The organism is Serratia sp. EC4, assembly GCF_059652115.1.
In genome coordinates, this window is sequence record NZ_JBNIDE010000006.1 from 48,095 (window position 1) to 68,296 (window position 20,202).

13 protein-coding genes are annotated in these 20,202 nt (G+C 62.7%); 3 read left to right on the plus strand and 10 right to left on the minus strand.

Features of this window, described 5'->3' with window-relative positions; all coding sequences use genetic code 11:
* Positions 1-52: 52 nt before the first annotated feature.
* The 8 genes from ACP39K_RS17360 to bcsR form a co-directional block, all read right to left on the minus strand.
* Entirely contained in the window at positions 53-1,339 is a 1,287-nt protein-coding gene (locus tag ACP39K_RS17360; protein WP_016929514.1) for a dicarboxylate/amino acid:cation symporter, read from the minus strand.
* 273 nt (positions 1,340-1,612) lie between these two features.
* Positions 1,613-3,619: a biofilm formation regulator HmsP gene (gene hmsP, locus ACP39K_RS17365; protein ID WP_028127370.1), complete on the minus strand. Its 2,007-nt coding sequence runs from the start codon at positions 3,617-3,619 to the stop codon at positions 1,613-1,615.
* Between the two features lie 230 nt (positions 3,620-3,849).
* Entirely contained in the window at positions 3,850-7,323 is a 3,474-nt protein-coding gene (bcsC, locus tag ACP39K_RS17370) for a cellulose synthase complex outer membrane protein BcsC (protein WP_497008720.1), read from the minus strand.
* Complete coding sequence (gene bcsZ / locus ACP39K_RS17375) at positions 7,305-8,417, minus strand: cellulose synthase complex periplasmic endoglucanase BcsZ (protein WP_497008721.1); 1,113 nt, start codon at positions 8,415-8,417, stop codon at positions 7,305-7,307. Before bcsZ ends, bcsC begins: the two co-directional genes overlap by 19 nt.
* A gap of 5 nt (positions 8,418-8,422) precedes the next feature.
* Positions 8,423-10,729, minus strand: coding sequence for a cellulose biosynthesis cyclic di-GMP-binding regulatory protein BcsB (gene bcsB / locus ACP39K_RS17380; RefSeq protein WP_033639027.1), 2,307 nt, complete (start codon positions 10,727-10,729; stop codon positions 8,423-8,425).
* Positions 10,730-10,791: 62 nt separating this feature from the next.
* A complete protein-coding gene (bcsA, locus tag ACP39K_RS17385) occupies positions 10,792-13,395 on the minus strand; it encodes a UDP-forming cellulose synthase catalytic subunit (protein WP_147881543.1) in 2,604 nt (867 codons plus the stop codon).
* Positions 13,392-14,132 (minus strand): cellulose biosynthesis protein BcsQ, encoded by a 741-nt coding sequence (gene bcsQ / locus ACP39K_RS17390; protein ID WP_028127819.1) that lies wholly within the window; start codon positions 14,130-14,132, stop codon positions 13,392-13,394. The genes bcsA and bcsQ overlap by 4 nt, the downstream gene beginning before the upstream one ends.
* A gap of 3 nt (positions 14,133-14,135) precedes the next feature.
* On the minus strand, positions 14,136-14,327 hold the full coding sequence (bcsR, locus tag ACP39K_RS17395; RefSeq protein ID WP_048796356.1) for a cellulose biosynthesis protein BcsR: 192 nt from the start codon (positions 14,325-14,327) through the stop codon (positions 14,136-14,138).
* Between the two features lie 189 nt (positions 14,328-14,516).
* Here bcsR and bcsE point away from each other — a divergent pair, with 189 nt between their 5' ends.
* From bcsE to bcsG, 3 genes are read left to right on the plus strand one after another with little or no spacing between them, the layout of a single operon-like run.
* Positions 14,517-16,085 carry a cellulose biosynthesis protein BcsE gene (bcsE, locus tag ACP39K_RS17400; protein WP_060444966.1) on the plus strand — a complete coding sequence of 523 codons (1,569 nt, stop codon included), beginning with the start codon at positions 14,517-14,519 and terminating at the stop codon, positions 16,083-16,085.
* Positions 16,072-16,275, plus strand: a complete 204-nt coding sequence (gene bcsF, locus ACP39K_RS17405) for a cellulose biosynthesis protein BcsF (RefSeq protein WP_004934139.1) — start codon at positions 16,072-16,074, stop codon at positions 16,273-16,275. Before bcsE ends, bcsF begins: the two co-directional genes overlap by 14 nt.
* A complete protein-coding gene (bcsG, locus tag ACP39K_RS17410) occupies positions 16,272-17,927 on the plus strand; it encodes a cellulose biosynthesis protein BcsG (RefSeq protein ID WP_497008722.1) in 1,656 nt (551 codons plus the stop codon). Before bcsF ends, bcsG begins: the two co-directional genes overlap by 4 nt.
* A 298-nt stretch (positions 17,928-18,225) precedes the next feature.
* Here the strand turns inward: bcsG and dppF are convergent, their stop codons facing one another.
* Together dppF and dppD are read right to left on the minus strand one after the other, a co-directional pair.
* Positions 18,226-19,215, minus strand: coding sequence for a dipeptide ABC transporter ATP-binding subunit DppF (gene dppF / locus ACP39K_RS17415; RefSeq protein ID WP_016929525.1), 990 nt, complete (start codon positions 19,213-19,215; stop codon positions 18,226-18,228).
* A complete protein-coding gene (dppD, locus tag ACP39K_RS17420) occupies positions 19,212-20,192 on the minus strand; it encodes a dipeptide ABC transporter ATP-binding protein (RefSeq protein WP_004934132.1) in 981 nt (326 codons plus the stop codon). The genes dppF and dppD overlap by 4 nt, the downstream gene beginning before the upstream one ends.
* Positions 20,193-20,202: the final 10 nt, after the last annotated feature.

The window sequence follows — 20,202 nt, forward strand, 5'->3', positions numbered from 1 at the left end:
CAGGGGAAGAACCTCACCGGCCGCGGATGCGGCCGGTGATTTACCGCCGATATCAGGCGGAAGGCAGCGTTTTGTCCGCGCCGGTGTTTTTGTTGTTCAGCGTGTCTTTCAGCTGTTTTTCATCCAGCTGGTTACACCATTTTGCCACCACCACGGTCGCCACCCCGTTGCCCACCAGGTTGGTCAACGCACGGGCTTCCGACATGAAGCGGTCGATGCCGAGGATCAGCGCCAGGCCGGCCAGCGGCAGGTGGCCGACGGCGGAGATGGTGGCGGCCAACACGATAAAGCCGCTGCCGGTCACGCCCGCCGCCCCTTTGGAGGAGAGCAGCAGCACCACCAGCAGGGTAATCTGATGCATGATGTCCATGTGGGTATTGGTCGCCTGCGCGATAAACACCGCGGCCATGGTCAGGTAGATAGAGGTGCCGTCCAGGTTGAAGGAGTACCCGGTCGGAATAACCAGACCCACCACCGATTTCTTGCAGCCCAGCTTCTCCATTTTATCCAGCATGCGCGGCAGCGCGGATTCGGACGACGAGGTCCCCAGCACGATCAGCAGCTCTTCTTTGATGTAGTTGACGAATTTGAAGATGCTGAAGCCGTTGGCGCGGGCGATGCTGCCCAACACCACCACCACGAACAGGATGCAGGTGATATAGAAACACACGATCAGTTGGCCGAGTTGCACCAGGGTGCCGACACCGTATTTACCGATGGTAAACGCCATGGCGCCGAAGGCCCCCAGCGGCGCCAGGCGCATGATCATGTTGATGATGCCGAAAATCACCCGCGAGAAGCTGTCGATCACGTTGTAGATCAGCTGCCCTTTGTCGCCCAGACGATGCAGGGCGAAGCCGAACAGTACCGCGAACAGCAGCACCTGAAGAATGTTGCCGCTGGCGAACGCGCCGATCACGCTGCCGGGGATGATGTCCAGCAGGAACGGGATGATGCCCTGCTGCTGCGCCTGCTCGGCGTAGACCGCTACCGCTTTGGCGTCCAGCGTGCCGGGATCGACGTTCATGCCGGCGCCCGGTTGCACCAGGTTGACGATCACCAGGCCGATAATCAGCGCGATGGTGCTGACGATTTCAAAATACAGCAGCGCGATGGCGCCGGTGCGCCCTACCGCCTTCATGCTTTCCATGCCGGCGATGCCGGTCACCACGGTGCAGAAGATCACCGGCGCGATGATCATCTTGATCAGTTTGACGAAGCCATCGCCCAGAGGTTTCATCTCGGCGCCGAGGTCAGGGTAGAAATGGCCAAGCAGGATACCCAGCGTGATCGCCGTCAGCACCTGAAAATAGAGGCTCTTAAAGATCGTTGTTTTCATATGAACATCCTATGGGGGGAAGACACGCATCAGGCAGCAGTCTAAAAATCCAGCCTGTTCATCGCTTGCGCGGAAAATAACACCCACTTAACAACATGGAAATAATTTGTTGCACCCACCGTGTGGGGTTGATGTGAATTTAAGAGCTGAAACGCGTCAGTCGGGGTGCAAAGCTGAAAATTGCGTAAGCCTTTGTTTGCACTAACGCAAAAGAGGTAGATAAAGAATGGCGATTTTCGGACGAGGAAAAGTACCGGAAAGGTATCGCGACGCTCACCGCGCCGCGCGGCAAAACTCGGCTTCGAACGCTTCGCGCGGCAGCGGCCGGGCGAACAGGAATCCCTGCCCACTGCGAATGCCGTGCTGCAGCAGCCAGTCGCGCTGTTCGGCGTTTTCCACGCCTTCGGCCATTACCGGCAACGCCAGCACTTCGGAGATCGAACTGACGATGCGCACCATCGCATCGTCGGCCGGCAGCCCCTGAATGAAACTGCGGTCGATCTTAATCAAATCGATCGGCAGGGATTTCAAGCGGTTGAGGTACTCCAGGCTGGAGTAGCCCATGCCGAAGTCGTCCAGCGCGATCGACAGCCCCAGGTCGTGCAGCTCGCGCAGCAGCGCCAGGGCGCGATCGAGATCGTCGATGCGTACCGTCTCGGTGATCTCCAGCAGCAGCTTGCGCGGATCGATCCGATACTGCGCCAGCAGGTTTTTCAGATGCGGGACGAACGCTTCATCCTGCATCTGAATACCGGAAACGTTAACCGCCAGCGGCAGCGCAATGCCGCGTTGTTGCCAGTCCGCCAGGATGCGGCAAGACTCTTCCAGCACCCAGTTGCCGAGAGGCACGATCACGCCCAGCTCTTCCGCGAGCGGGATAACGTCGGCCGGCAGGGTATAGCTGCCGTCATACTGCTGCCAACGCAGCAGCGCTTCGGCGCCGATCACCTCGTTGGACTGCATGTCGATCTGCGGCTGCAGGAACAGCGTGAAATGCCGCTGCTCGATGCCGTGCAGGATCTCGCTCTCCTGCGTCAGCCGCTTCTGCGTGCGTTCCGTCAGGCTGGGTTCGAAGAACAGGATCTGATTTTTTCCTTCGCGGTGCGCGGACATCATCGCCGAGGTGGCGCTGCGCAGCAGCTGTTCCGCACTCTCCCCCTGATTGAGGTAGTGCGCGATGCCGATGCTGGCGTTGGGCCGCAGCGCCAGACCTTCCAGCGTCAACGGCGCATTGATCTCCGCCATGATGCGCCGCGCCAGCTGCATGGCGTGGAACGGCCGCTCGATGCCCTTGGCCAGAATGGCGAATTCGGTATTGCTCAGCTGCGCCAACACGCCGTTTTCGTCGATGCAGCCGCGCAGCTTCTTCGCCAGCGCCAGCAGCAGCGCTTCGCGCATCGCCGGGCTCATCACGCCAGACGCTTCATGCAGCGTCTCGATGCCGATCACCAGCAGGTTAAAACGCTCAGGGCGCAGACTGGAGGCGATATGCTGTTCCAGCAACGCGTTCAGCAATGCAGGATTCGGCAGTTCGGTCACCGGGTGGCGGGTGCTCAGGCGGCTCATGTCGGCATGCGCCTTGGCCAGCGTCTGTTGATTGCGGTTGTAATTGCGCACCAGCAGGCCGAGCTCATCATCCTGGTGCAGCGCCGGCAGCATCAGTTGATGATAGGGCGCTTCGTCCTGCGAGATGTTCTCCAGCTCTTTGGCCATCGCGCGCAGCGGATGCACCATCAACCGGTTCATGCACCAGGTGATGGCCACCGACAGGATCAGCGCCAGCAGCAGGTAGGTCGACAGCATGGTCGACAATATGCTGAGGATAAACTGGTACATGCGGAACGAATCGGCCTGCAGCACCAGGTAGGCCAGCGGCTGCTGGTTGGCCGGCACCCGTTCCAGCGAATAGAGCGGCACGGATATTTGGATAGGCAGTTCAAACAGCCGGGCGATCAGCGTCGGCACCGGCCGCTCTGGCGGGAAATTGGCGTGCAGCGCCTGAAACTCGTTCGGCAAGACGATATCCGCCCGGCTGAGAATGCCGACCGGCAACAGCGTGTTCAGCACCCTTTTGGCTTCCGGCACGTCCATGCGCAGCACCGCCTCCGCCAGCGGCTGGCGCACGGAGTGGGCGATATTCTCCAGTTGCTGGGCGTAGTCATCCCTGCGCTGCTGCACAAAGTGGAATAACTGGATCACGATAAAGATGCAGATCGTAACCAGCGCCACGCCGGACACTGTCGCCATCTGCTTAATCGTTAACGAACGCCTGACCCGCAAACCTGCTCTCCGTGAAATCGGGCTGAAACAAAAAAGGGGGCTGACTCTCACCCGCCCCCTCGAACCGGGCTGAGTATACTCGATCATCGGCTGTTTTTATCTGGCTATGCCGCAGGCAAAACCAAGAAAATCGCGGGTTTCAGTCTTTTCCTAAAGCGAACAAACGCGACCCGCACACAGGGTAACAAAACTCCCCGGCGTCCGACACTCCGAATCTTTCCCCCTTCCGGCTACTTGAAGTCGGCGTAAGGCGTCAGCGGCTGCGGCGGCAAATCGAGATCCCCTTGCCAGCCGGCCAGGGAATAACGCAGATAAATCAACGCGTGGCTCGGCGTATAGTCCTTCGCCTGTTGAATGTCGATGCCGGCGCCGAGCGTCCAGTGCGAACTGAGACGGCGTTCGACGATCGCCCGCAGGGTATAACCGACGCCGCTCGAGGAGCTGCCGTCCTCGACGGCGAACTTATCGGGCAACGAATCCGGGATCAGTCCCTGCAGCGGATAGCGGCGCTGGCTGTCGGTTTTGGAATGGGACAGCGAAACCGAACCGCCCAGCTCCCACGACCAGTTCTCGGTGCGCTGACGGTAGTTGACCGGCAGCGACAGCGACAGATATTGCTGCGGGCTGTAATAGCCGCCCTGCCCCAGCGAATAGCCGCTCAAATCCTTCTGGTAGTGCCACAGCATGGTATTGAGCCCGACGCTCAGGCGGCGATTGTCTTCGTTGATCAGCTTGTAGTAGTAACCGGCCATCAACCGCTGCCGCTGGTTGTCCGCCACGTTCTTGCCGGTAATCTGATGCGCGCTGAGATCGGCCCACACGCCGTTCGCCTCGCCGCGATCGTAGCTGGCGCTCAGGCTGACGCCGGTGGCGCGCACGCCGCCCCAGGTGATGCCGGTATTCGGGTCTTTGGCGCCGCCGAACGCCAGCAGCGAGCTGGAAATCGGCCGCCGCGAGGCCGCCAGCGTCCAGCCAATGTGGTTCCAGTCGCCGCTGTAGGCCAGGCCGCCGGTCCAGTCGACCACCTCAAAGCCCATCGGCGTCGTGCCGATGTCGGCGGCCCAGCGATCGTTTTTCCAGCCGGCCGCCACGCTGGTGCCGGTGGTTTTCTGGTGTTCATCGCCGCGGCACCCTTGCGTGTTGCAGGTGCCGAAGGTTTCGTAGTACTTGCCGCTGCCGTCGGTCGAGAAGCGGCCGGCATCCAGCTGCACGGTGTCGGTACGCAAAAAGGCGCGCCCGTCATACAGCGGCATGTCCACCTGCAGCATGGTGTCGTGCGCGTTGAAGTCGGAAATGCCGCCGGTGCCGCTCGAGCGCCAGTAATCGTGATCGAGCGTGACGTTCACGTCTTGCTGTCGATACAGATCCGCGGCGTCGGAGCGGATGCCGCGTTTCAGCCAGTCGTCGCTCGGATTATTGCGCGTCAAATAGGTGTAGCCGTCATTATCCTGCGGCAGCGTCGGCGTGATGCCGCCGGCCACCATCGCCTGGCGGTAATCCTGCTGCGCCCGCTCAGGCTGTTGCTGAGCCCGTTCCAGCCGGGCGGCGTCACGATAAACAAGCGCCTTGGTCTGCCCGGAGGGCTCCGAAGCCGCCGCCGTTTTCAGCCGGCTGAAGAGCGCGTCGGCCTGCTGCGGATCGCCGACCGCGCCCCAGGCGTTGGCGACCCGCCGTTGGCTGTTGAGCGAAGCGTCTTGCGGCTGCGGTTCGGTTTTCAGCCGCTGACGCGCCGCGTCCAGATCCCCCTGCGCCACATAGGCTTCGATCTCGCCCAGCTGCGCATCCGGGTTGTTCGGTTCACGCCGTTTCACCCGCTGATAGTCGTCCAGCGCCGCCGCATACTCCCCGCGCGCCAGCGCCCAGTCGGCGAGCAGCAAATCGATGCGGGTGTCCGCCGGCTGCCGACGCAGATAGGCTTCCGCCGCCGCTTCGTCACCGGCGGCCCGCAGCCGTTCGGCATGCTCGATTACCGCCTGCATTTTCAGCCGCTGCGCCAGTTCGCGCATGTTGTCGTTCCATTGCGCCGCAGGCAGCGTATTGAGCTGCGCCAGCGCCTGCCTGTCGCGATCGCTGCCGGAAAGATAGAGCGCATAGGCGTAGGTCAGCTGCGGATTGGCATGTTGGCGCAGCGCCAGCTGCCGGAACAGAGCGTCCGCCTGCTGCGGCTGCCCGGCCTGACGCAGCGCCTGCGCATAGCGATAGGTCAGCCAGACGTCGTCGGGATCCATCGGCTGGGCGCGGCGATAGATTTCCGCCGCCTGCTGCCACTGCTGCTGTGCCGCCAGCGTCTCCGCCTGCTGCTTCAACATATCGAGCCGCAGTCCGTCGAGGGTGCTGCGCAGCTTGGCCTGTTGGCTGCGCGGCAGGCCGTTGAGGTAGGCCAGCGCTTTTTCCGGCGACTGGCGTTGATAGATATTCACCAGGCCGCGCAGCGCGCTGCCGTTGCCGGGATCGCGCCGCAACGCCTGCTGATAAAACCCTTCCGCCGCGGCGTCATCCTTGCTCGCCACCGCCACATCGCCCAGGCCGATAAACGCATCGCCGTCGCTGTCGTCGAGCTGGCGCGCCTGTTGATATTTCTGCCGAGCCAGCGCGAGATTGCCGGCCTTGAGCGCTTTGTCGCCCTCGTCGATCGCCAGCCAGTAGCCGGTGCTCTTGATCAGACTCTGCCATTTGCCGCTGCCGTAGCCGCTCTTGTCGGCGGCCAGCGCCTGGCGAAACAGCTTCAGCGCCTGCGGGCGGTTGCCGGCGCGCGAGTAGGCCTGGCCGAGCGCGCCCAGCACCTCGGCGTCGTTCGGCGCCGCCGCCAGCGCCTTTTGCAACTCTGGAATGGCTGCCCGGCTGCCGCCTTTATCCACCTGCGCCAGACCGCGCACCCTCGCCTGATAAGCCGGATCGGCCAACAGCTTCTGCTGTCTGGCCAGTTCTTCGCGGGCGCGGGTCGCCTGATCGCCGGTGTCGAATACGCCGAGGAAACGGTTGAGCGCCGCTACGCTCTGCGCGCTGACCGGCATCGCTTTGACCTTGTCCAGCCACAGATCGGCGGCGTCGCCGCGCCCAGCCGGATCGGCGGCGATCTTCTGCAGCAGTTCATAGGCCTGCGCGTCCTGGTTCTGACTGAACAGCATACGCGCCAGCGACATGCGCAGCGCCACATTGCCTGAATATTGCTGATCCAGCGCCTGCAGCTGCTTTAACGCCTTCGCCTCCTGCCCCGGCAAACGCGCCACCAGCCGCCAGTATTCTACCGCCAGATCGAGCGTCGGCGGCTCGCCGTGAAACAGCGCATCGTACTGCGCCTTGGCTTCCGGCAACCGGCCGGCGGTCGCCATCAGGCGCGCCTGCTGCAGCTTTTGCCGGGTTTCCGGCTGGGTCAGCAGCATGTTCATTTGCGCCTGGCGATAGGCGCTGGACTGCGGCGCGAGGGTTTTCAGCTTGTCCAACTGCTGCTGCGCCAGCGCCATGTTGCCCTGCCGCAGCGCCAAACGCATGCGCGCGGCGATCACGTCCGGGTTGTTCGGATCCATCAGCTCGAGCCGGTACAGCGACTGGCGCACCAGATCGTCCTTGTTGCCGGCCTCGCCAATGCGCACCTGTTCCAGCAGCCACTGTTCCGGGGCCACGGCCTCCGCAGCGCGCGCCTGCGGCAGCATCGCCAGGCTCAGCGGAATCAAATTCAGCCAGTTTATTTTGAAGTTGTGCATTGGCCGTCCCACGAGGGTTGCAATTCACCCTGACGATTAAAGCGATAACGTTGTTGATCCCATCCCTGACCGAACAGGGTCAGCGAGGCGCTGAAATAGGCGTCATCACCCGGCGGATGCTCGCTGATGCGCTGCCGCTGCACCGCCAGCGCTTCAGCCTGCGTCGCCAGCATCGGCAGCATAGAAGCGGAAAAACCGACCGGGCCGTCGCCGGTAGTTTTGCCGCTGGCGGTATCGGTTTTCTCCGGCGGAACGCCCTGTTTGGCGGCGAGCTGCGCCATCGGCTGGAAGCGTTCAACCAGCGCCGCCTTGTGTTCATCGTCGTCCGCCAGCATGCCGGCCCACAGATAAACCCGAATGGCGTCGTAGCTGCCGACGTTCGGCTTGACGGTGTCCGGCTGCCAACCGGCACCGACCCGCCACACCACCCAATCCGGCGAGAAGCCGTGCGGCGCGGTGTCCAGCCACAGTCGCTGATTGATCTCGCGCATCGCGCGCCATGGGCCGTTCAGCGCCGCAAAACGCGCCAACAGCTGCGGCGGCAGGTAGCTGGGATTCAGCCGCCAGCGATCTTCCGCCACGAACCCGACTTTGCCCGGCAGCAGCATCAGGCCCAGGCCGGGAATGTCGGCCACTTCCTCGCGGCCGATGCGTTGCAGCAGCAGCGTTCCCAAGGTTTGATAACGCCGGCTTTTCCACAGGCGGCCGGCTTCGAGCAGGTTGTAAGCGATCCACAGGTCGGCGTCCGACGCCGAGTTGGCGTCCAGCACCTTCCACTGCTTATCGTCGCTCTCTCCCCACAGCCAGGCGGGCAAGCGGGCGCTGAGATCGCCCGCCGCCAGATTGTTCTCCGTCCAGGTCAACAACAGGTCGAAGGTCGGCCGGTCGTTGGCCACCAGGGCGAAAAACAGGCCGTAACTCTGTCCCTCGGAGGTGGTGATTTTGTTCGGGCTGCTTGGGTCGATCACCCGCCCCTGCGGGCTGATGTAGAATTGCTTGTACTGTTGCCAGCCCGGCCACTCGCAGGCCGCGGCGGCGCTGAAGGCGCACAGCAGCAGCATGCCGAGCGACAGGCGTTGCAGCATCGCGTTCACCGCCGTCAATCCCGATCTTCAGGCGCCAGACGACGCCGGCTGAAGGCCTTCAGGCCGCGCCACAGCATCAGCCCCAGGATCACCACCAGCACCACCGCGATCACCGCCAGCAGTACCGGATGGGTGGAAAGGGCATACCACAGCCGCTCCCACCACGGCAGGTGGCCGACATAGTAAACATCGCCGACGCGCAAGCTGTTGACCCCCGATTCGCGGATCACCGCCACCGAGCCGAACACCGCGGCGCGCTTGCCGCTGTCCAGCAGGGCATTGTTCAGCAACTCATAGCCGCGCGGGCTGTCCGCCAGCAGCGCCACGATGCTGCGCTGATCGTTGAACGGCGATTGCACGCCGATGATCGCCGACATCGCGCCCTCGGAACTGACGGTGGTCTTGCTGTCCGGCTTGGCGTCCTCCGCCAGCAATTCCGCGCTCGGCAGCGGCGGCTGTCGCGTCGGCTGCTTCACCCAGCTTTGAGTGGCGTCCACCAGCAGGCTGATTTTCTTGTCGTCGCGCAGCGCCGGCGGAATGGTGCCGATCATCAGGATATCGTCGTCACGATCCTTGGCCTGCGACCAGTCGTCGCTCAGCGTAAAGGCCAGCGCCGGGTAGCCGGTTTGCGCGCCGATCACGCCAAGCGCGTTCAGCAGCGCGCTGACCTGCGCCGGCTGCGGTTTCTGGTTCACCAACACCAGCGTTTGCGACAGATCCGCCAGGCGGCTGAACGGGAAGCCGGCGTTGGCGAAGGCGCGCAAGTCCGGCATCGCCATAAAGTGGCGATAACCGGAGAAATCGATGGTAGATGCGCCGTCGATCACCGCGTGGTTTTGCGTGAAGGAGTAGGTTTCGCAGCGCCCTTCCGCGCCGCTGGCCAGCAGCGTGGTGTAGTCAAAGTCAAAGCGCAGCTGGTTGGTGGCGCCCAGCCGCAGCGCCGGGATACTGACGTTCTTGTCGGAGTCGAGCAGCCCCTGCGTCAACGGCAGGCGCAGCAGCTGCGCGCCCTGCTCGTGTTCCGGCACCAGCGAGTAAGCCTGCACGAACTGGTTGTTCAGGCTGACGCTCAGCCGCGAACCATCCTGAATTCGCGGCGCGGTATAGCGGTACTTCAGGTGCATATCGATACCGGTGCTGCGGATCAGGAACAGGTCCGGCGGCAGGTTCATGGTCAGCGAAATCGGGCCGGGCTCGATGCCGCTGGTTTGCAGCTGTTCGGCATATTGCTGCAGCTCGGCGAAGGTCATCGGCCGATCGGTGCGCACCCAGTTCGGCGCGTCGTAAGGCTGGCGCGGCGCGAGCTGTTCCACCTTGTCCACCGTCACGTTCTGGCCGCGGAACAGGATGTTACCCTGCGCGATGCCCTTCACCGCGGTGATCAAATCGTTGTCGTCACGCCCCTGAATCAACAGCAGTTTGACGTACGGATTGTCGGGGTGGCTGATCATCTCCACCGTCGGGCCGTTGACCGCCGGATAATCGCGCAGGAAATCCGGGCGCTGCGAGTTGGTGGCGAACACCACCGCGTGCTGCGTCGGCAGCGCATTGTACAGCGTCGGGAAGGATTGCCCGCGCCACTGCGCCTTGCTGCCGAACCACGAGGCCAGAATGCCCGCCGCGCGCTGCTGGGCGAGATCAGGCTGGCCGGCGAATACCATCGGCAGCGTCAGCGGCCGATTATCGCGGCTGTCGAAGAACGGCTCAGGGAAGTGCGACAGCTCGTTTTTCACCGGCAGCGTCTGGAAACGCAGCTTCAGCGCGCTGGACTTGCTGACGTCGAGCCACAGCGAAGTGCTGGCCGGGTTTTCGCAGATGTTCTGATAATGGCCGACAAACACCAGCCTGACGCGGTTAAAATCGGTGATATAGCGCGGATCGATCGCCATTTGGATGCGATTGGGCTTGCCCAGCTGCTCTTTGGCGAGGGTGGTCACGCCCATCAGTTCGTCGTTCAGATAGACCTTGACGTGCGACTCCACCGGGATCAGCGCCGGCGACGGCGTAAACTCCATATCGAGCATCGCCTGCGAGACCACCTCATCGCTGCGCACGCCGAATTCGATCTGTCCGTCCGGCCGGGTGCCGCGCAGAACAAAGGTGCCCGGCGGCGGCGCTATCTGCGCAAACGGCAGCGATACGTCGCGCACCGGCGCATTCGGATCCTGCGGCGCGGCGGCCGGCGGTGGCGCGGTCGCCGTATCGGCCGCCGCGGCGATCGGCGGCTGAGCCGCCACGGTCGGCGCAGTGGCGGTTTCGGCCTGCGACAGGGTACTGATGCCTAAGGCCAGAGCAGTTAACCAGGTTATTTTTCGCGTCATCGTATCATCATCAATGTTGGAGCCTGTTCACCGGGCGAGTGAGCGGGCGGTTGAACTCGCAGCTAACCCACTGTTTCTTGTTGATCCAAGGTCGGATCCCTGCCGACGCCGCGCGGAATAAACGACACGACCCAGGCGGTCAGCGACGTGACCCCGACCAGCAGACCGCGCACCAGCGGCGGCGCGTAATCCGCCATGCGCACATAGCCCCGGAAGCCCAACGCCAGCACGTCGCGCAGGCTTTCGATCGGCCGGTCTTCAGGGAACCCGTCCTGCCACAGCGCCCAGGTATCGGCGCGGGCGAAGGTGCACTGAATGAAATCGATGTGTTCACGGGTGGAGAGACTGACCAGACGCACCCCCACCTTGTTGCCGAAGGCGCGCGTCACCACACAGGGGAAGCTGTACTCCTGCTGGCCGCGCTTGAGCAGCAGCGAGGCCTTGTCGCCGTCTTTCAACACGTTTTCCACTCGCATCTCAATGCCCACGCCGCCGTCGGAGTAATCGCGCAGCGTGCAGGGGTAGAGGTGGCCATCGGCACGCGCGATTGCCGCCGGCATGGCGATCTCCACGCGGTGCGCCTGACGCACCTGCTTGGCCTCCACCGCCACCGCCACCGCGCCGCCGAGAATGGTCATGTTGTACAGCACCCACACCAGGCTGATGATCACCGTCATCACCTCGTCCGTCGGGCCATAGGCCAGCCGCCAGGCGCCGAACGCCAGCCCGGCCAGGTTCAGGACCACCAGGAACATGTAAGGCCGGGTGATCACCCAGTCGACATGCTCCTCCTCCACCAGCCCGCCCTTGGCGGTCACGTTGAATTTGCCCTTGTGCGGATTGAACAGCGCCACCGTCGTCGGCCGCGCGATATACCAGGCCAGCACCGTTTCATAGATTTCGCTCCAGAACGAATGGCGGTATTTCCCCTGGATGCGCGAGTTGGTCAGGCTGGCGTGGATCATGTGCGGCAGCACATAAAGCGCGATCGCCAGCGCCGGCGCGAAGATGATGTAGGCATGCAGCAGTAAAAACGCCAGCGGCGCGGTGAGGAAGATCAGCCGCGGAATGCCCGACAGAAAGTGCAGCATGGCGTTGGCGTAGCACAGGCGCTGCGCCAGTTTCAGCCCCTTGCCCAGCAGCGGGTTGTCGAGCCGGAAGATCTGCACCATGCCGCGCGCCCAGCGAATGCGCTGGCCGATGTGCGCCGACAGGCTTTCGGTCGCCAGCCCGGCGGCCTGCGGAATGCGGATATAGGCCGAGGTGTGTCCGCGCCGGTGCAAGCGCAGCGAGGTGTGGGCGTCTTCGGTGACGGTTTCCACCGCGATGCCGCCGATCTCATCCAGCGCGCTGCGGCGCAGGATGGCGCAAGAGCCGCAGAAGAAGGTCGCGTCCCACATGTCGTTGCCGTCCTGCACCAGCCCGTAGAACAAGGTGCCCTCGTTGGGCGTCTGGCGGAAGCGGCCGAGGTTGCGCTCGAACGGATCCGGCGAGAAAAAGTGGTGCGGGGTCTGCAGCATCGCCAGCTTTTTGTCTTTGAAGAACCAACCCATGGTCAGTTGCAGGAAGGAGCGCGTCGGCACGTGGTCGCAGTCGAAAATCGCCACGAACTCGCCGGTGGCCTGCTTCAGCGCATTGTTGATGTTGCCGGCCTTGGCGTGTTCGTGGGTCGGCCTGGCGATGTATTTCACTCCCACTTCGGCGGCGAACGCCCGGAATTCGGGGCGATTGCCGTCGTCGAGGATATAGATGTTCACTTTCTCTTTCGGCCAGTCGATGCCCAACGCCGCATAGATGGTGGGCTTCACCACCCCGAGATCTTCGTTGTAGGTCGGCACCATCAGATCGATGGTCGGCCAGGTGGCGCTGTCAGCGGGCAACGGCACCGGCTGGCGGTTAAGCGGCCAGACGGTCTGGAAATAGCCCAGCACCAGCACCACCCAGGCGTAGGTTTCCGCCACCAGCAGCAACAGGCCGCACACCAGGCTGAGCGGGTCGTCCCAGTTCAGCGTGGCGGTATAACGCCACCACAGGTAACGACAGGAAACGGTCAGCGACAGCACGATCAGCATCAGCGCAGGCAAACGCCCCGGCACCCGGCGCACCACCATCGCGATCCCCCACAGCAGCACGACGAACACGAACTGCGCCGACAGATCGAACGGTTGCGAGATGCACAGCATGGCGAGGATCGCCGCCAACACGCCGACCAGAATAAACAGCGCGCGTCGCATGCCGCGGTTCATGCGGCCGAGGCGCTCTACCGAACGCTGTTCCACGCCGGCGTTTTTCAGCCGTTGCGGCAGGCTCTGCAGCCAATCGGCGTAGCGCTGCTGCAGCCGCCGCCACCCGGCGAAATAGTCGCGCGGCACCGGCGCGCGGCCGCTGCGAAACAGCAGCAGCCACAGACCCTGCAGCAGATAGCGCAGCGCATCCGCCGGGCGCGGGCGTTCGGCGGACAGATGCGGGAACCAGTAAGCGCGGCCGACGCGCACACGCTGCCAGGCCGGTGACTCGAAGCGCAGCAGCATCCACCCCAGCGCCACCAGCAGCGTGGCGAAAAAGGCGGTCAGCGCCGACGCGCCGTTGCGGCGATAGACGCGGTAGCGCGCCTGCACCGCCTGACGCACCGGCGGCACCAGCAGCAGGCTCAGCACCCGGCTCATGGCGCAACGCCCCGTTTGAGGTTGATCAGGCACCAGTTGGCCAGCGTCAGCACTTCATCCGCCGCCAGGCTCTCGGGGCGATACTCGCCCAACGGCTGTTTGACCGCCAGCGCTTCCGCCAACGCTTCGTCGCGGTGGATCACCACCGGCAGCAGGCCGCTCAGGGTTTGCAGCCACAGCTGATGCAGATCCTGCTGCAGCTGGCTGGCGGAGGAGTAGTGATTGACCAGGAAACGGCAGTCATTCGGCAGCGTCTGTTGATGGAGCCGCACCTGACAGTTGGCGTCGGGGTTCAACAGCACGAACACGCTGTCGGCAAGCTGCAGCGCCTGCTGCGCCAACACGCCGTCCCCGACCGGGACATCCAGCAGGATCCAGCGCTGCGGATCGCCGGCGATCAGTTGGCGCAGGTTGTCGCGCCAGCGTTCCGGCTGTTGACGACACTGGCGCTGCACTTCCAGCCTTTCCGCCCCATTCAGGCGGCCAAAAGGCAGAAAGTCGAGGTTTTCACAATAACGCAGCGCACCTTCCTGCCAAGCGCCGCCATCCTGCTCTGCGCGGGCCCAGCCGCGCGCCAGCTCGAACGGTGTGTTGAAATGCAAGCGCAGCAGATTATCCGGCGTGAAGTCGATCGCCAGCACCGACTCGCCCAGTTGCTGCAACGCCCAGGCGAGCGCCGCCGTGACCGAGGTCGTCCCCATTCCACCCCGCAACCCTTGCAGCGCGAGCACCGGCATAGATCAGTGGCTCCCCGTGGTCTGCGCCAATTCGGCCAACAGTGGCCAGCGCGTCATCATTTGCGTTAACCGCTCCTGCCGTGAAATATCGACATAGCGTAATTTCGGCAATGAAAAAGCCTGGCTGAGCGCCTGCAGGTCATCCTGGCTCTCCCCAGGCGCCGCTGCACGAAAATGGGTGGATGCGTTATTCATTCTTCCGCCTTGGCGAAAATAGGCTATGTTAATTAACTATAGCAACGATACAAAAAGAGACAGGCAATAAGATGATTCTCAACAAATATTGTTGAAGAGCGTCGGAGATTTATTATTGCCAGCGTAAAAATGGCTATCTTTAAATATAAACGCCTTTAGTCGGCTTTCAACGAAAGTAGAACACATCCTATGGCGCACTCTTTTTCTCTAGGCATTCGGCAGATTTGGGAAGAGCTGTCGGTGATGCAGGCCCCCGGGCTTTATTGGATCAATATCGACAGGCAAAGCGACGCCGCGCTGCTGTGTCGCCAGGCCATCGCCGCTCAACCGGCCACCCACAAAGTCGCCCTGATCTGCAGCGGAGACAAGCCCGAGCGCCTGCTGGCCGAGCTGGCTGCGCCCGCGTTGCAGAAGCTGCCGCTGTATCAATTACCGGAGAAAAAAGCTGCGCTGACACAGTTGAGCGACGATCTGATGCGCGCCCTGAGGCCGCAAAATCGCTTACTTATCCTGCTGGCCCACGCCAGCCTGTGGCAAACCTTCACCACCGAAGAGCTGCGCGAGTGGACGCGCACCCTCGCCGCCTGGCTGCGGCGGCAGGGCTGTACGCTGTTGATCCTCAGCCACGGCGGCGGCATCAATAAGCTCAAAGGGCAGCTCAGCGCACAGCACCGCATCCTGAACGGCCTGTCCAGCCTGCAATGGCAGCAGGACAGCGCGCAATACCTGGTGAACTGGTGGAGCACCGAAAACGGCATCAACGCCAATCAGCTGCTGACCTTGTATGCGGCGGAAGGTGGCTGGCAGGGCGAGGATGAAAATAGCCAACCCTCCCCCACCGCCTTGCGCAGCGACGAAAGCCAGTATCTGGCCGAGCGCAGCATCCTCGAAGGCGCGCCGCCGCTGTCCGCCAACTGGCAACTGCTGGAGAGCAACGATGAACTGGCGCAGCACGGCATGCTGAGACTCTCGGCGACGTTGATTTTCGCGTTGTATCAAAGCGACCAAATCGATCATCTGGCGCACCAGATCCACACCCTGCGCCGCAGCCGCGGCAACGGCCTGAAAATCGCGGTGCGCGAGATGAGCGCCAGCCTGCGCTACAGCGACGAACGGCTGCTGCTGGCCTGCGGCGCCAACCTGATCGTGCCGCACGTCGCGCCGCTGTCGCGTTTTCTGACCATGCTCGAGGGCATCCAGGGGCAACGCTTCTCACGGCATGTGCCCGCCGACATCGATGCGCTGCTGGCCGGGCTGCGTCCGCTGCAGCTCAAAGGCTACATGCGGCCGGAAGCGTTCAGCCAGGCGGTGCTTTCGCTGATGGGCAACACGCTGCTGCCCGAGGATGGTAAAGGCGTGATGGTGGCGCTGCGCCCAGCCACCGGTCTGCGCGCCGAACAGGCGATGACCCTGTGCCACCTGCGGCGGTTCGGCGACGTGATGACCGTGGTGCAGGGGCGGCTGGTGCTGTTCCTTTCCACCTGCCGCATCAACGATCTGGATACCGCGCTGAAGTTCATCTTCCGCCTGCCGGTGGATGAAGCCTTCAGCAACCGGGTGGTGTGGCACCAGGACGTCGATATCATTTCGGAAATCAAACGCATGGCCCAGGGACGCTGGCAGATTTCGGCCACCGGCCCCGCGGGCGCCGCGCCGCGCCCTCGCGTGGCGGCGGCCGAGGTGCCCGCGGAACGGCGGCAGCCGGTCGCCTTCACGCTGCCGCTTGGCCCGCAGGAGGAACCGCATGCTGAACCTTAACGACATCGTGCAACTGATCCTGCTGTGCGCGCTGATCTTCATTCCGCTGGGCTACGCCTTTCACCGGCGTTTTCCGCATTTGCGTCAATACTGGCAAAACCTGTTGTTATCGCCGCGCTATTTGAAATCCGCCGGTTTATGGGTGCGCACAGGCTCCTCCTCCCAGATTAAACGTAAGAAGCAGCCATGACTCGAAACTCGAATACGCAATCCGATAACGCTCTGTGGCGCTACTGGCGCGGGCTGGGTGGCTGGAACCTCTACTTTCTGGCTAAATTCGCCCTGCTGTGGTTCGGCTACCTGAATTTCCACGCGCTGCCGAACCTGGTGTTCATGGCGTTTCTGCTGATGCCGATCCCTTCGCAACGCCTGCATCGCTGGCGCCATTACCTCGCCATCCCGATCGGCATCGCCTTGTTCTACCACGACACCTGGCTGCCGGGCATCAACAGCATCCTCAGCCAGGGCTCACAGCTGGCCGGCTTCAGCGCCCAGTATCTGCTGGAGCTGATCAACCGCTTTATCAACTGGCAGATGATCGGCGCGGCCTTCGTGCTGTTTATCGCCTACCTGTTCGTCGCACAGTGGGTGCGCGTCACGGTGTTCACCGTGGCGGCGCTGGCGTGGCTCAATATCGTCAACATCGCCGGGCCGGCGGTTTCACTGCTGCCCGCCGCTTCCACGGCGGCCGCCGGCGGCGCCAATACCCCGGCCACATCAGCGCCGGCGGCGGGGGACGCGGCGCCGGCAGACAGCCTGCCGCCGACCAGCGCCAACCTGACGGCCTACCTGAACCAGTTCTACGAGCGGGAAAAAGGCCGCGCCACCGCATTCCCGGCCGCCTTGCCCGCCGACGCCCAGCCGTTCGATCTGCTGGTGATCAACATCTGTTCGCTGGCCTGGGCCGATATGGACGCGGTCAACCTGCAGAATCATCCGCTGTGGTCGAAAATGGACATCATGTTCGACAACTTCAACTCGGCCACCGCCTACAGCGGCCCGGCGGCCATCCGCCTGCTGCGCGCCAGCTGCGGCCAGCTTTCGCATCACGATCTGTATCAGCCGGTGAACCAGCAGTGTTACCTGTTCGACAACCTGGCGAAGCTCGGCTTCAAGGAACAGCTGATGCTCGATCACTCCGGGGTGTTCGGCAACTTCCTGAAAGAACTGCGTGAACAGGGCGGCATGCAGGCGCCGCTGATGTCGCAGGCCGGCGTCGGCAACGAGCTGACGTCGTTCGACGGTGAGCCGATTTATAACGATCTCGAATTGCTGACCCGCTGGCTGGATCAGCAGCAAAAAGGCGGTGACGGCCGCACCGCCACCTTCTTCAACGTCATCCCGCTGCACGACGGCAACCGCTTCGTCGGCTCCAACAAAAGCGCCGACTACCAGCCGCGCGCGCAGAAGCTGTTCGATCAGTTGAACACTTTCCTCAATCAGCTGGAGAAATCCGGCCGCAAAGTGGTGGTGGTGATCGTGCCGGAACACGGCGCGGCGTTGGTGGGCGACAAGATGCAGATGTCCGGCCTGCGCGACATCCCGAGCCCGAACATCACCCATACGCCGGTCGGCATCAAACTGGTGGGCATGAAGGCGCCGCATCAGGGCGGCCCGCTGCAAATCAAAACGCCGAGCAGCTATCTGGCGCTGTCTGAACTGGTGTCGCGCCTGGTGGACGGCAAGGTCTTCAGCGAATCCAGCGTCGATTGGCAGACACTGACGCAGGGGCTGCCGCAGACCCCGGTCATCTCTGAAAACGACAACGCCATCGTGATGCAATATCAGGGGAAACCTTACATTCGCCTGAACGGCGGCGATTGGGTGCCTTATCCGCAATAAGCGCGGCCTCATCAACCTAAAGCGCGCCGCCGGCGCGCTTTTTTATTAGGGCTTTTATAATAGATATAGCGAAGCTTATCGGCCAACCTCACGTTATTAATAACAATTCGTTAAATTCAATTATTCGACAACCATTAACATACGAAGATTCTTAGAAAAATAACTCTTACAAGCATTTAATTAGGGAGGTAATTAAAATGGCGGACTGTGGTCGTTTTCTAATTATTAACCCTTTGATTGAGTAATAAAAAACGCCGGCGTGATGCCGGCGTGAATTTAAGCGATGACGTTCGACGCTTTACGCCCCCGGATGTTCGTCCTGATCGACCGCAAAGCAGGCCACCATCTGCTCACCGTACTGTTTGAGCTGCGGCTGCAGCTGCACGCAGGTGCCGAAAGCGCGGCGGCAGCGGGCATTGAACGCACAGCCCGGCGGCGGATTCATCGGGCTGGGCAGTTCGCCGGTCAGCTTGATACGCTCGCGGCGCATATCCGGGTTCAACCGCGGCGTCGCCGACAGCAGCGCCTGGGTGTACGGATGACGCGGGTTGTTGAAGATCGCCTCTTTGCTGCCCTTTTCCACGCAGCGGCCGAGGTACATCACCATCACCTCGTCGGCGATGTGTTCCACCACCGACAGATCGTGCGAGATGAACACATAGGACAGCCCCAGCTCCTGCTGCAGATCCATCATCAGGTTCAGCACCTGAGCGCGCACCGACACGTCCAATGCCGACACCGGTTCATCGGCGATCACCACGTCCGGATTCAACATCAGCCCGCGGGCGATGGCGATACGCTGGCGCTGGCCGCCGGAGAACATGTGCGGGTAGCGGTCGTAATGCTCGGTCTTCAGGCCGACCTTCGCCATCATCTCCAGCGCTTTTTCCCGCCGTTCGGCGGCGCTGAACGACGTGTTGATCAACAGCGGCTCCTCGAGGATCTGCCCGACCTTCTTGCGGGGGTTGAGCGATCCGTAAGGATTCTGGAACACGATTTGGATCTTCTGCCGCCGCAGCTTCTCGGCCGAGACGTCCGGCTTCAGCAGATCCTGCCCCTGGTAATACAACTCGCCGCCGGTCGGCACTTCAATCATCGTCAGCAGGCGGCCGAGCGTTGATTTGCCGCAGCCCGACTCACCGACCACCGCCAGCGTTTTACCGCGCTCCAGGGTGAAGGACACGCCGTCGAGCGCCTTGACCAGCCGCTCCGGCGCGAACAGGCCCTTTTTCACCGGGTAATGCTTCTTCAGGTCAATCGCCTGCAGTAAAGGTTGATTCTGGCTCATACGGTCGGCCTCCCCGCATCATCCAGCGGTGTGTGACATTTAACCTGACGGCCGGGAATGCTGCGCAGTTCCGGCTCCTCGTTACGGCAGCGCTCGTTGGCGTACGGACAACGCGGGTTGAGCAGGCAGCCGGTCGGGCGATCGTATTTGCCCGGCACCACGCCCGGCAGCGAAGCCAGCCGCGCCTTGTCGGCGGCGAACTCCGGCAGCGCGCGCAGCAGCGCCTGAGTGTACGGGTGGCGCGGCGCGCGGAAAATCTCCGCCGCCTTGCCGGATTCCACCACCTGGCCGGCGTACATCACGATGATGTGATGCGCCGCTTCCGCCACCAGCGCCAGATCGTGAGTGATCAGCAGCAGCGCCATGTTTTCGCGCTGTTGCAGGTCCAGCAGCAGTTCGATGATCTGCGCCTGGATAGTCACGTCGAGCGCGGTCGTCGGCTCGTCGGCGATCAGCAGCTTCGGCCGACAGGCGATGGCCATGGCGATCATCACGCGCTGGCTCATGCCGCCGGAAAGCTGGTGCGGGTATACGTCCAGCCGCGAAGCCGGATCGGGGATGCCCACCTGGGTCAGCAGGTCGATAGCGCGCTGGCGGCGAGTGCGGCGATTGCCGCCCTGATGCACCTTCAGCGCCTCCATGATTTGGTAACCGACGGTATAGCACGGGTTCAGGCTGGTCATCGGATCCTGGAAGATCATCGCCACTTCGGAGCCCACCAGCTGGCGGCGCTCTTTTTCGGAGATCTTGCGCAGATCCTGGCCGTTGAACTCCAGCTTGTCGGCCATCACCTTGCCGGGGAAATCGATCAGGCCCATGATCGCCAGCGAGCTGACGGATTTGCCGGAGCCGGATTCACCGACGATGCCGACCACCTGACCTTGCTCCACGCTGTAACTGATGCGGTCTACCGCGCGGAACGGGGTGCCTTCGTCACCGAAGTGCACCGAAAGCTTGTCTACATTCAATAACGCCATCTCTCTCGTC